The 13,529-nt window shown below is 29.3% G+C and carries 13 protein-coding genes and 1 pseudogene; 8 read left to right on the top strand and 6 right to left on the bottom strand.

Annotated elements, in window-relative coordinates:
- Both HKP59_RS06000 and HKP59_RS05995 read left to right on the top strand, forming a co-directional pair.
- Positions 1 to 263 (top strand): FoF1 ATP synthase subunit gamma (locus HKP59_RS06000; protein WP_291804535.1); only part of this gene is annotated, 263 nt, incomplete at its 5' end.
- 129 nt (positions 264 to 392) lie between these two features.
- A complete protein-coding gene (locus HKP59_RS05995; protein WP_291804534.1) occupies positions 393 to 881 on the top strand; it encodes a hypothetical protein in 489 nt (162 codons plus the stop codon).
- Positions 882 to 1,093: 212 nt separating this feature from the next.
- Here HKP59_RS05995 and HKP59_RS05990 read toward each other — a convergent pair whose 3' ends face one another.
- A complete protein-coding gene (locus HKP59_RS05990) occupies positions 1,094 to 2,077 on the bottom strand; it encodes a Gfo/Idh/MocA family oxidoreductase (RefSeq protein ID WP_291804533.1) in 984 nt (327 codons plus the stop codon).
- A 100-nt stretch (positions 2,078 to 2,177) separates the two neighbouring features.
- Between HKP59_RS05990 and HKP59_RS05985 the strand changes: the two genes are divergently transcribed.
- From HKP59_RS05985 to HKP59_RS05970, 4 genes are all read left to right on the top strand, one after another.
- Positions 2,178 to 3,101, top strand: coding sequence for a hypothetical protein (locus HKP59_RS05985; protein ID WP_291804532.1), 924 nt, complete (start codon positions 2,178 to 2,180; stop codon positions 3,099 to 3,101).
- 111 nt (positions 3,102 to 3,212) lie between these two features.
- The gene (locus tag HKP59_RS05980) at positions 3,213 to 3,968 is read left to right on the top strand and encodes an SDR family NAD(P)-dependent oxidoreductase (protein WP_291804530.1); all 756 of its coding nucleotides are present in this window, start codon (positions 3,213 to 3,215) and stop codon (positions 3,966 to 3,968) included.
- Positions 3,969 to 3,977: 9 nt separating this feature from the next.
- Positions 3,978 to 5,129, top strand: a complete 1,152-nt coding sequence (locus HKP59_RS05975; protein ID WP_291804528.1) for an ATP-binding protein — start codon at positions 3,978 to 3,980, stop codon at positions 5,127 to 5,129.
- Positions 5,126 to 5,764, top strand: coding sequence for a class I SAM-dependent methyltransferase (locus HKP59_RS05970; protein WP_291804525.1), 639 nt, complete (start codon positions 5,126 to 5,128; stop codon positions 5,762 to 5,764). The genes HKP59_RS05975 and HKP59_RS05970 overlap by 4 nt, the downstream gene beginning before the upstream one ends.
- A gap of 37 nt (positions 5,765 to 5,801) precedes the next feature.
- Here the strand turns inward: HKP59_RS05970 and HKP59_RS05965 are convergent, their stop codons facing one another.
- From HKP59_RS05965 to HKP59_RS05955, 3 genes are all read right to left on the bottom strand, one after another.
- Complete coding sequence (locus HKP59_RS05965) at positions 5,802 to 7,355, bottom strand: aldehyde dehydrogenase family protein (protein WP_291804523.1); 1,554 nt, start codon at positions 7,353 to 7,355, stop codon at positions 5,802 to 5,804.
- Positions 7,356 to 7,477: 122 nt separating this feature from the next.
- A complete protein-coding gene (locus tag HKP59_RS05960; protein ID WP_291804522.1) occupies positions 7,478 to 8,662 on the bottom strand; it encodes an outer membrane beta-barrel protein in 1,185 nt (394 codons plus the stop codon).
- 16 nt (positions 8,663 to 8,678) lie between these two features.
- Positions 8,679 to 9,215, bottom strand: a complete 537-nt coding sequence (locus tag HKP59_RS05955; RefSeq protein WP_291804521.1) for a sigma-70 family RNA polymerase sigma factor — start codon at positions 9,213 to 9,215, stop codon at positions 8,679 to 8,681.
- Between the two features lie 88 nt (positions 9,216 to 9,303).
- On the opposite strand from HKP59_RS05955, the gene HKP59_RS05950 reads away from it, so the two are divergent.
- Entirely contained in the window at positions 9,304 to 10,281 is a 978-nt protein-coding gene (locus HKP59_RS05950; protein WP_291804519.1) for an acyl transferase, read from the top strand.
- 23 nt (positions 10,282 to 10,304) lie between these two features.
- On the opposite strand, the gene HKP59_RS05945 is transcribed toward HKP59_RS05950, so the two are convergent.
- Positions 10,305 to 10,820: a GNAT family N-acetyltransferase gene (locus HKP59_RS05945; protein WP_291804517.1), complete on the bottom strand. Its 516-nt coding sequence runs from the start codon at positions 10,818 to 10,820 to the stop codon at positions 10,305 to 10,307.
- Between the two features lie 401 nt (positions 10,821 to 11,221).
- Here HKP59_RS05945 and HKP59_RS05940 point away from each other — a divergent pair, with 401 nt between their 5' ends.
- The gene (locus HKP59_RS05940) at positions 11,222 to 13,090 is read left to right on the top strand and encodes a SulP family inorganic anion transporter (RefSeq protein WP_291804515.1); all 1,869 of its coding nucleotides are present in this window, start codon (positions 11,222 to 11,224) and stop codon (positions 13,088 to 13,090) included.
- A gap of 103 nt (positions 13,091 to 13,193) precedes the next feature.
- On the opposite strand, the pseudogene HKP59_RS05935 reads toward HKP59_RS05940, so the two are convergent.
- Positions 13,194 to 13,529 (bottom strand): annotated as a pseudogene (locus tag HKP59_RS05935) (tyrosine--tRNA ligase); the annotation flags it as partial.

The raw sequence follows: 13,529 nt of genomic DNA, 5'->3' as shown, positions 1-13,529 counted from the left end.
ATACAGATTATATTTTTGAACCTGCAAAAGCTGAAATTGTGTTAGAATTGATTCCAAAATCTTTAAAAACACAATTATATAAAGCCATTAGAGACTCATTTGCTTCAGAGCACGGAGCTAGAATGACTGCCATGCATAAGGCTACTGATAATGCAACTGAATTACGTGATGATTTATTATTAACATATAACAAAGCACGTCAGGCTGCAATTACAAGTGAAATATTAGAAATTGTTGGAGGTGCAGAAGCCCTTAATAATTAAACATTATAAAAATTGTATGAATACGTAATTACTATTCTTATTTAAAAATTTAAAAGAGCTTATCTTAATTGGTGAGCTCTTTTTTTGTAGTTTGGTACGTACTTTGTATATATTTGAATAAATATTTAAATGATGAAAAAATTATCAGCACTTTTTATTTCAGCAATCATCCTTTTTTCATTTTCATTTTGTTGTACAACAAAGGGAAGTTCAAAATATCCAATTCAAAAAAATCCTTCTTTTGAAGTTACGAAAGCAACTTCTAATACTTGGGTTGGCGGACAGCCTGGTGTAAGAGGCTATAATGTTGTTATTACTATTGACAATCCTAACGTTAAGTTAGATAGTGTTTATTTTAGAAATACAAAAACGTCTTTAAAAAAGAATTCAATGGCTGAATCACCATTGTTTGTTGGAGTGTTTACATTACCAAACACAAAACATGATTTTATTTTACACGAAAACCCAGCAAAAGAATATGGAAATACACCGTTAAAATTAAACCTTCCATTTAGTCTTAAAAGTAATGAAGCTGCGGTTAGCTATATGTATAAGAAAAAGCAGTACTATTTGAAAATTGAAAACGTGGAAGAAGTAAAATCTACGGAAAAATATTAATTGAATTAATGATTTTTATGTTGAAATATAATTTATAAACTTACTTGATTCCAAGTATTTTGTAAAACTGTTTTAGTTCACATTTGTAAAATTTCAATAAGTTACTTTTTAAAGTTGTAAAGTTAATATATTTCATAGTTAATTAGTTTTACCATTACATATGTTAGTAGTTAATAATTAAAAATGTTACAAAAATTAGTAAAAAATAGCAGTTAAATTTTATCTTCAGAGTAAGATAAGTCTATTTTCTTTCTAATTTTATCTAACAAAGTGATAAGATCCAAACTATTTTTGTGAGACCACTTATTACTCTCTAGTTTATGTTCTTGCAAGCACAAATTACATTCAATTATTTCATGAGTGTATCCTTTGCCTATCGTTGGCAATGAAATAGATTTTGCATTTTCATTATTTTCTTGAATTGAAAAAGAATTTGTTTCATTCCAAGGCATATTAATAATAATTTCACCTAGAGTTCCACTAATTTTTGCTTCTCTTTTAGAAGTTGAATTAAAACTACTAAATAATAGTGCTTGTGCATTTTTGTAATTAAATAGTAACGCTAATTGTGAGTCAGCGCCAGAATCATAAAAATGTGCTTTTGCAGTAATGTCACTTGGAATACCTAAAAATAAGTAGGCTAAAAAAACAGGATAAATTCCAATATCAAGAAGTGAACCACCACCTAAATTTTTATCATAAATACGCTGAATAGAAGTGTTTGCTTTAAAAGAAAAGTCAGCATGTATATATTTTAGCTCACCTATTTCACCTTTGTCAATTCGTTTTTTTATTTCAACAATGCTAGGGATAAACCTTGACCACATAGCTTCCATTAAAAATACTTGATTCTTTTTTGAGGCTTCTATCATGTTAAAAACTTGCTTTTTGTTAATAGCAAAAGGTTTTTCACATAAAACAGCTTTTTGGTGTTCAAGAGCTAACATAGCATAGCGTTCATGAGAATTGTGAGGTGTTGCGATATAAACAATGTCAATTGAATTGTTTTGAACTAGTTCTTCATATGAGCCATAAAATTCGGATGAATTGTATTTTTTTGAAAATGCTTCAGATTTGGCAATACTTCTTGATGCAACAGCTTCTAACGAACAATTTTGAACTAATAATAAATCAGTTGCAAATTTATGAGCAATACCTCCAAGCCCAATAATTCCCCATTTTATGTCTCTTTTCATATATCTAATTTATAGCATTTATAAGCTAACAATTTGTAAAGATAATTTTTTTGGCACAGATTTTGGAATTCTTACTAATATAACCACAAAACACAAGATTATGAGAACTTTAAAATTACTTTTCGCGACAATGATTATGACAATAGCATTTACGTCTTGTAATGTTGTGATAGATGACTTTAACGACCCGTATTATGCGAATCTTGAAGATGTAGTTACAGCATATGATTTATGGTATATAGATTATAATAGTACAACAGGAAGTGGAGATGTTCCTTTTTTATCAAAAGCATTCACCGTTTCATTTATAAATGGAAAAATGTGGGTAAATAATAATCTAGTTGGAGTGGGCTCTTCTGGAAATGGATATGGGATTCAAATAGGATACTACGACACTTTTAATGGGGTATTAGAAATTGATCATGATTTTGATGGGTACTATGATTTTGACGTGATTCAATTATCTACAGACAGATTAAAATTAATTGATAATTATAACAATGTAAGTTATTATTTAGAAGGATATCAGAGATATAATTTTGATTACGATCAATTATTTTATGATAACATTGAATATTTTTTACAAGAATATAATGCTTGGGAAAAAACATTTACAAGTCAAACAGGCGATTTAAATGAATTTGATAATGAGAATTATTTAAGCTTTACACCAGAAAATATCACAACGTTTTATTCATCACAAGATGAGGTTGGCATAAATATTGCTAATATATTATGGGATTATGTAGGAAGTTATTCTGTAGCGAATGTATTAGGATATGATAATTTAAAAATTTTAACATTAGATTATGATTCTTGGGGCAATGAAGAGTTTGAGTTAACCGTTCTAAATGATAGAAAGATTAGTTTATATCATATAAATTCTGGAACAACATATGAATTTACAGGAAATGAATACATTCAATATTTAAAACCTAGTTCGTCTAAACAATCTGAAAGTAATGAAGGTAGAAAACGAACTAAAGTTATAAGAGAAACAAAAATTAGAAGAAATTTAAAATAAAGTTTGGTTAGTTGATTTTTGATTGGTTATGTTTAATAACCAATCAAGTCAAACCGCTCCTGAAAAGGAGCGGTTTTTTTGTATCTTTATCTCAATATTAAAACATATAAAATGACTATAAAAACAGCCTTAATAACTGGAGCTACTTCAGGGATAGGAAAAGCCACAGCACAACTTTTTGCACAAAATAACATTCGATTAATTCTTTGCGGAAGACGAAGTGAACGATTAAGCGAACTACAAAAAGAACTAAGTAAATTAACAGACGTAACCACCTTACAATTTGATGTTCGTTCTAAGAATGAAGTTTTTAATGCTATTGAATCGCTTCCAAAGGAGTTTCAACAAATAGATATTTTAATTAATAATGCAGGAAATGCGCACGGTTTAAGCACCATTCAAGATGGAAGTATAGAAGATTGGGACGCAATGATTGATATTAACGTAAAAGGATTGTTGTATGTATCAAAAGCAGTTCTTCCACAAATGGTTGAAAGAAACAATGGTTTTGTGGTAAATATAGGCTCTATTGCAGGAAAAGAAGTGTATCCTAATGGAAATGTATACTGTGCTTCAAAGTTCGCAGTAAACGCGTTAAACAAAGGAATGCGAATAGATCTAAACAAACACAACATAAGAGTATCTGCCATACACCCTGGTTTAGTTGAAACAGAGTTTTCTGAAGTTCGTTTTAAAGGAGATACAGAAAAAGCAAATAATGTTTATAAAGGATTCAAAGCATTGCAAGCCGAAGATATTGCAGATATTATTTATTTTGTTGTTAGCAGGCCATATCATGTAAATATTGAAGATTTAATAGTATATCCAACCGCACAAGCAAGTGCTACTATTTTAAATAAAGATTAATATTTTAGCATGATTAACAAACGGTTATTAATAAAAAATTTACTAGCTCATAACGATGAAAATAGCTTTTATGATAAAAAGCGTAAAATTGCATTAGATACGAATGAGGGAAAAGCTAAATTTTTAAAGCACGTTTGTGCATTGTCAAATTCAAATCCGCAAAACAATTCATATATTGTTATTGGTGTTGAAGACGAAATCAATAAAATTGAAGGTGTCGATTTTTTTGACGATAGTAAAATTCAAAATATTGTAAATTCTTATTTTGAAAACCCACCTAAAATACAATACGAAAATATTCCTTTTCCAAGATTACCCCGGCATAAAGTAGTTGGATTAGTAACCATTCATCCTAATGAGAAAGTCACATTTCTTAAAAAACCAATTTGGAAATATGTACGGGGGCGAATTTTCTTTAGAAGAGGAAGTAATTCAATGTCAACATTAGGAAAATTCGAATTAAAAAACACCAATCAAGCAATTGTTGAAGCAATTGAAATTAATGCAAGTAATAATATTGAATTAACCTTAGATGGCGTTTTCGATTTTTTAAATAGACATAAGTCAGAATATCACCCTACTTATAAGGTTTTTAATGAACAATTTGTACTTTGTTGGGCGGGTAAAAAAAAGAAAGTAGGAACTAAAACGTTCTACTCACGCGTGGATATTGAGTTAGTAAATGAACAAGTGCGTCTTTTTTACTCTGCTTTAGACGAAGTTAAAATTGAATATAACCACAGATCGTTTATTATTACTGAATATGTTTATTTAAGAATTAAAGATGAATTTGATTACTATCCGTTTGAAAAAACTGTGATTCATTTTAAAGATAATGGTAAGCATGATATAGCTACTGAATTTTTATTTCAACCACCACAATTTGACAAAACAGTATTACACCATGTTTTTAATAATTGCAATGCTATTTTAAAAAAGTTAAAAAATAAATTGCCTTTAACAGCAACTGAAATTATAGATTTACAAGAAATACCTACCAATTATTTAATTTGCGCTTTGAATGATTTTAAAGATGCACGATTAAAATTAGAAGAAGTAAAAGGAATTTTACGCATGTTAGATGATAAATCTGCATACATTAAATATAAGGAAGCTGTGAGGGTTTTAAGAAAAGTCAAAAGTCAATTCGAAGATAAATGAGCATAAAAAAAGCCTATAATTCCTGGGCAGAGAGTTATGATACCAACGAAAATAAAACAAGAGATTTAGACCAAAAATCAACCATAAAAATACTTTCAAAATATTCTTTTGAAACGGTTTTAGAGTTAGGTTGTGGAACTGGTAAAAATACGCAATGGCATTTAGGGAAAGCGACTAATATTATTGGCTTAGATTTTTCTCAAGAAATGTTGAACAAAGCAAAAGAAAAGATAAATAATAACAAAGTTCTATTTATAAAAGCTGACTTGCTTCAACCTTGGGATGTTCAAAATGAGTTTGCAGACCTTGTAACCTCTAGTTTAACACTTGAACATATTAAAAACATCGATTTTATTTTTAAGCAAGCGTGTTTAAAATTAAAACCCAATGGTTTATTTTTTATCAATGAATTACATCCGTTTAAACAATACACTGGTAGCAAAGCTAGGTTTGAAACAGAAAAAGGCACCCAAGTATTAGAAGTTTATACACATCACATTTCTGAATATATACAATCAGCAAAAAATAATGGTTTCGTATTGGTAGAAATTGACGAACAGTTTGATCAAATAGATGAAAACGAAATACCTAGACTAATTTCGTTTGTTTTTAAAAAAAATAAAGGCGTGGTTTAAAACCGCGCCTTTATTGAAAGTTATACTAAGTAATAAACTATAAATCAAATTTAATACCCTGAGCTAAAGGAAGTTCAGTTGTATAATTAATCGTATTTGTTTGGCGTCTCATATATACTTTCCAAGCATCAGAGCCCGATTCTCTTCCTCCACCAGTTTCTTTTTCACCACCAAAAGCACCACCGATTTCAGCACCAGAAGTTCCAATATTTACATTAGCAATACCACAATCAGAACCAGCTTGAGATAGAAAAGCTTCTGCTTCGCGCAAATTATTTGTCATAATAGCCGAAGACAATCCTTGAACAACGCCATTTTGAATTTCAATAGCATTATGTACGTCTCCACTATATTTTAACAAATATAATACAGGAGCAAATGTTTCGTTTTGAACAATTTCAAAGTTATTTTTGGCTTCTGCTATTGCAGGCTTTACATAACAACCACTTTCATAACCTTCACCGCTTAAAACTCCACCTTCAACAATTAAATTTCCACCTTCTTCAACCACTTTTTTTAAAGCATTTTTATACATTTTGACTGCAGCTGTATCAATTAATGGTCCTACATGATTATTTTCATCAAGCGGGTTTCCAATGCTTAATTGTTTGTAAGCAGCAACCAACGCGTCTTTTACTTGATCGTACATAGATTCATGAATAATTAATCTACGCGTAGAAGTACAACGTTGTCCGGCAGTACCAACAGCACCAAACACAGCACCAATAACTGTCATTTTAATATCAGCATCTGGAGTCACAATAATAGCATTGTTTCCTCCTAATTCTAGTAAGGATTTTCCTAAACGTCCAGCTACAGTTTTTGCAACTATTTTACCCATTCTTATAGATCCAGTTGCAGAAATTAGAGGAATACGTTTGTCGGTTGTCATATATTCTCCAACTTTATAATCACCATTTATAATACAAGAAATACCTTCTGGTAAGTTATTTTCTTTTAAAACATCAGCAATTATATTTTGACAAGCAATGCTACATAATGGTGCTTTTTCTGAAGCTTTCCAAATACAAACATCACCAGCAATCCAAGCCAAAGCAGTATTCCAAGCCCAAACCGCAACAGGAAAGTTAAAAGCAGAAATAATCCCAACAATTCCAAGTGGATGGTATTGATCGTACATTCTATGTCCTGGTCTTTCACTGTGTAATGTTGAACCATTTAACTGACGAGATAACCCTACAGCAAAATCACAAATATCAATCATTTCTTGCACCTCGCCCAAACCTTCTTGTAAAGACTTTCCCATTTCATATGAAACTAATTCACCTAAAGGTTGTTTCAATTCACGTAATTTTTCTCCAAACTGACGAACGATTTCACCACGTTGAGGTGCTGGTTTTAATCTCCAAGTTTTAAATGCACTTTGTGCAGTAGTTACAACGTTTTCAAAATCTTCTTTAGTAGTGGTAGTTACTTTACCTATTAACTTTCCATCTACAGGAGAAAACGATTCAATAAGATCTCCATTTCCAAAGAAATTTAAACCTGTTGAAGTCCCCTCGTTCACTTTCTGAACACCTAATTGATTGAGAGCTTTTTCTATTGTTTTTTCTATTGTTAGAATTTCCATACGGTGTATTTTTTATTTTATGTAAAATTACAAATAATATGTGTTATAAAAAGAAAAGCCGCTTCTAATTTGAAACGGCTTTCTTCATTCAATATTTGGTAACCAACCAAATAATAAACCAACTAAAACTTATAATTTAATCCTGTATAAACGCCTAAATAATAGGGTTGTATACTTCCTGAATTTCTTGAAAAAGTATTTGTTTGAACTTTAAACATAGGTGATACATTTATAAACAAATTTTTATGAATAGAATAGTCTAAATCCAATCCAATATTACCACTAAAGTTTACTGATCTTAAATTGTTTGATGAACCTAAACTTTGAGAAAAATCACTAGTTTCAACAAAAACTTCATCTCTATTTAATAGTAATGTACTAAAACCACCAACTACATTTACACCAAGTTTTCCATTTACAACATTATATTTTACTTCAACAGGAATTTCTACATAGCCAAAAACTTGATTTAAACTACCTGAGTTGTCAATTTCTTTAGATGAAGCAATTTCATTCTTAGCTAAAATAGGATTGTTAGAAATATTTGAAAAACCAAGTACTGATACACCAGGTGTTACATAAATATCATTGGTTGTATATCCTAAATTAATAAGATTTACACCAGATTGAACACTAAATTTATTGTTTAATTTGTAGGCTACTTTAACACCATATGAATATGATGAGTTTCCAGAAGTTGGATTTTCTCTAAATTGAGAATCTACTCCAGAACCATCACCAAAAGAGTTGATATAAATGGGTGCAAATATGGTAGCCACAGTAAGTTTACCATTTAAAAACTCTTTAGCATTAATCTCTTTGTTATTATTTTGGAGTGGTAAATCTATAGCATCTACTAGAAAATAAGGATTTGTTTCTTTGGCTACTTCTGAATCTTCATTTATAGTATTTTCAATAGCTTCATTATCATTGCCAGCTATATTTTCAGTGTTAAGGTTTGTGTTAGCTTCAAGAGGTGTAGTCAATTTTAACTTAGAAGTTGGTTCTTCTACTATTATGCTAGCTTCTTCATTTTGATCATCTACAACATTTGGAGTTTCTGAATTTTTTTGAAGAATATTTTTTGTAAAATTAGAAGTTGGAAGTAAATAAATAGTTCCAACACTAAAAAGCAAAGCAATTAAAGCCGCAATACTTGAAATTTTTACCCAAAAAGGAATAAGACGTTTGTTTGATGGTTTGACTAATTTTTTTTCAATACTAGCCCAAGATTTGATAGGTGGGGAAACCTCAAAGTCTTTCAAATTCTCTTGAAAAAGTCTATCAATATTTTTTAAATCTCTCACTATTATCTATATAATCTTAAATAGATTGCTGACTTTCTTGATGCAATTCAATTTTTTGTTTTAAAATGTTTCTTGCTCTGGCTAAATTCGATTTTGATGTGCCTTCTGCAATTTGCAACATTTTAGAAATTTCTTTGTGAGAATAACCATCTAAAACATATAGGTTAAAAACCGTTCTGTATCTATCAGGTAGTTCTTGAATTAGATTTAATAAAAAATCTAAAGAAACTTCATCATCATCTATGTCAACAATCACTTCATCAGGTATCTCTTCAGTAACTAAATTTAACACATTTCTTTGTCGATACTTTAACAAAATAGTGTTTACCATAACACGCTTTATCCAACCTTCAAAAGATCCTTTAAATTTAAATTGCCCAATTTTATCGAAAATGGTAATAAAACCATCTTGAAAATTATCCTGAGCTTCTTCTTTATTTTTAGAATATTTTAAGCATATTGAATATAATTTACCTCCATAAAGTTGGTAAATTTCTTCTTGTGCCTTTCGGTTGTTTTTAGCACATTGTTTTATGAGCTCATTTAAACTCAAAAGCAACTGTTTTAATTAATAATTAGATACCTAGAATGATAATAGGTTGCGTAAATTTACATTACTTTTGTATAGTTTCCCAAAATTTATGAAAAGAAATAGTATTTTTTCCATTGATAAAAGCATCGATTTTAGTAAACGAGCTCTTGAAATTTTTCATTTTCAAGCTAAAAATTGCACGGTTTACAAAGAATTTTTAAACTTATTAAACATCAATACTGTTGAAGTTAAAACTATCTCACAGATACCATTTTTACCTATTCAATTTTTTAAATCACATAAAATTTTAAGCTCTAATAAAGCTGTTGAACAAATTTTTTTAAGCAGTGGAACTACTGGTAATCAGCAAAGTAAGCATTTTGTAACGGATATTTCTGTATATGAAGAAAGTTTTACAAAAGGCTTTGAATATTTTTATGGGCCAATTGAAAATTATACTGTTTTAGCATTATTACCATCTTATTTGGAACGTGAAGGGTCTTCATTAATTTATATGGCAACTCAGTTTATTGAAAAATCTAAAAATTCTAAAAGCGGCTTTTATTTAAATAATTTAGATGAATTAGCGCAATTATTAAAACTATTAGATAGAAGTGATGAAAACATACTTTTAATTGGAGTTTCTTTTGCCTTGTTAGACCTTGTTGAACAGTATAGCTTTAAGTTAAAAAACACCGTTATTATGGAAACGGGAGGTATGAAAGGAAGAAGGAAAGAATTAATTAGAGAAGAGTTACATCAAATTTTAAAGAGGGGTTTTGGAGTTCAAAACATTCATTCAGAGTATGGAATGACTGAATTGTTAAGTCAGGCTTATTCTAAGGGTAAAGGAGTTTTTGACGTGCCGCCTTGGATGAAAATTTTAATACGTGATACTGAGGATGCACTTACTATTTTACCGGAGGGAAAAACAGGAGGAATTAACATAATTGATTTATCAAATATAAATTCGTGTTCGTTTATTGCTACACAAGATTTAGGTAAAACTTATACAAATGGAACTTTTGAGGTTTTAGGTCGTTTTGATGATTCAGATATAAGAGGATGCAATTTAATGGTGCTCTAAGTCCTACCAAATTTTCATAAATTTTAAATTGGTAAAAACATAATATGGTTAGGGTTTGAATGTGTACTTGAAATTTGAAAGTCGTATATTCCTACTTTTTTAAATCCTATTTTTGTGTAAAATTTAACTGCACGTAAGTTTTCAATCCACACAACTAGCCAAATTCCATTTTGATGATAATTTTTGGCTATTTTAACATTAAAATTGAATAAAATGTTACCTAAGTTATGACCATAAAATTCTTTTAATAAATAAAACCTATCTAATTTAGTGAGATTAGTTTGTTGAATAGCAAGATTTGACGTATCTAATTCAATCTTAGAATATCCAGCTACTTTGTTTTTATAATATACAATGTGATATTGAATATTAGGTTGTGCTAATTCTTTTAATAGCAAAACTTTTGTATATGTTTTGGAAATAAAGTTTTCAACATCTTTTTTAGATGCACTTTCGCCATGCGATTCTAAAAACGTTTTTTTACATAATTCAATTAATATATCACAATGTTTAGCATTACATTTAATTATTTGAATCATAAATTCTCAATTTTACTACTTATATTTTTTATAAATTAAAAGTACTCATAAATTTAGATAGTTCATATCACATATCATGAAAAAACGATGTTGAATAATACAACTATTTCAAATATTTTAAGTAAAATAAAATATTCTATCTTTGGAAAAGGCAGTAACATTATTATTAGTGTAATTATTAAAGTTAATTTAAATATATATATTTGATCAACTAAGTATTTATTGTTCAATTTAACTATTTTTTTAAAAATGATTTGTACTAGTTTTAATTGTATTTAGGAGTGTTAACTTGCATTATACTTTGTTGAATCTATTATATTTGAACAATGTAAATATAGCTTTAAACCTATTAGTATTTTTTTGTTCTAAAAGGTGAGAAACATTATAAAGAAAAGAATTATATGAATAAACTATTTGATTTTAAGCATTTTAAGGGTGATTTATTTGGTGGTATTACAGCGGGTATTGTTGCATTACCTTTAGCATTAGCATTTGGGGTTAGTTCCGGATTAGGTCCAAGCGCAGGACTTTATGGAGCTATTTTTGTAAGTTTTTTTGCTGCATTATTCGGAGGAACAAACACTCAAATTTCTGGCCCTACAGCACCAATGACTGCAGTAAGTATGGTTGTTATTGCTGGGATGATAGCTGCTTTTGATGGAGATGTAACTAAGGCATTGCCATCTATTTTAATGGTTTTTTTACTTGCTGGTTTCATGCAAATTGGTTTAGGGCTAATTGGTTTAGGAAAATATATTAAATATATTCCCTATCCAGTTGTTTCTGGTTTTATGACGGCTATAGGTGTAATTATTTTGTTAACCCAAATATTACCTTCTATAGGTTATTATCCTAAAGAGGATGTTGAGTATGTATCTCAGTTTAAACCTTTCGCACAAGAAATAATATTGGATAATATTTTAAAAGAAGAAGCCGGAGAAGGAATTTTAGTATTAGAGAATTTTAAAGAAACAATAATTAGAGCAGAAGGTATTTCGGAAACTCAAATTAATAAAGAATCACAAACTTTGGCAGGAAAGGAAGCTTCAGGAGTTATAGGTGCAATTAGAGTATTTCCAAGAGCAATAAAAAATATCAATTGGCTAGAACTAATTTTAGCATTAGGAACCATTATAATTATTTATGGTTTTAAAAGAATTACAACAAAAATTCCAAGCACTTTGGTAGCTCTTTTTGTCATGTCAGCTATTGCGATAGGCTTCAAATTAAATTATAGAGTTATTGAAGAAATACCTAGTGGGTTACCAACTCCTAACTTTGAAATTTTTACAGGTTTTAGGCTAAACAATATAACACCATATATATTTACGGCTTTAACACTGGCTCTTTTAGGAGCAATAGACTCTTTGTTAACTTCAGTGGTAGCTGATAATATGACAAAAACTAAACACAAACCAAATAAAGAATTAGTAGGTCAGGGAATTGGGAATAGTATAGCAGCAATTTTTGGTGGAATTCCTGGTGCAGGGGCAACTATTAGAACTGTTGTAAACATTAATGCAGGTGGAAAAACCAGGCTTTCTGGAATGATTGCAGGAGTATTACTTCTTATTATATTATTGGCATTAGGGCCAATTGCTTCTAAAATTCCTGCAGCTGTATTAGCCGGAATTTTAATTACTGTTGGAATTGGGGTTATGGATTATAAAGGGTTGAAGGCAATTCCTTATATGCCAAGACCTGAAGTAATTATAATGTTAATTGTTCTAATATTATCTTCAGTATGGAATTTGGTATATGCTGTTGGAATTGGTTTGGTAATTGCATCATTAATGTTTGTTAAAAAAATGGGAGACTTAACAGCTAAACGATCTGAAATTACTCCTTTTTTAAAAGAGAAAGCTTGGGCAGATGAAGCAGATTTTCCTGAAAATTTAAAAGAAGAAGTTTTTATAAAACATATAAAAGGGCCTTTGTTTTTTGGATCAACTAGTGATTTTCAAAATTTAATGAAGCAAATTCCAGATACAGCGACCATGGTTGTTATTAGAATGGGGAGAATGCAATATATAGATCAATCTGGATTATATGTTTTAGAAGATGCTTTAATTGAATTAGAATCAAAAAATATAACAGTACTTTTGGTAAATACTTTAGAGCAACCAAAATATTTATTAGAGCGTATAGATATTATACCAGATTTAATAGCAGAAGAGCACCTATTTGACACTATAGATGAGTGTATTTTGTGGATAAAAAATAATATTAAAAGTCTAAAACAGAAAACGGAAAACAAGAAAATTAATTAAAATATACACTAGTGAATATTAGTGAATAGTTTATATACTAAAGATTTTAATAAAGCCGAACTCATTAATTTTGAGTTGTTTTAAATAAAATTATAGCTTAAATTTAAATAACTTTCAATAAAAAGTAACTCTTTTTACCACGTTGCAATAACACAAACTTATTAGCAATTAAATCATTAGTAGTAATTATAAAATCATCTTTTACTTTTTCTTTATTTACAGAGATAGAGTTCTCTTTTAGAGCTCTTCTAACTTCACCATTTGATTTTAAAAATCCATTTTCGGAAAAAGCGGGTACAATTTCTAATCCATTTTCAATAGCAGTAAGTTCAACTTCAGCTTGAGGAACACCATCAAAAACATCTAAAAATGTTTGTTCATCAAGTGTTTTTAAATCTTCCGCAGTTGATTTTCCAAATAAAATATTAGAAGCTTTTAT

It is taken from the genome of Lutibacter sp., from assembly GCF_013041805.1.
Lineage (GTDB): Bacteria > Bacteroidota > Bacteroidia > Flavobacteriales > Flavobacteriaceae > Lutibacter.
The sequence above is the reverse complement of the archived record's forward strand: the minus strand, read 5'-3'. Positions and strand labels throughout refer to the sequence as shown.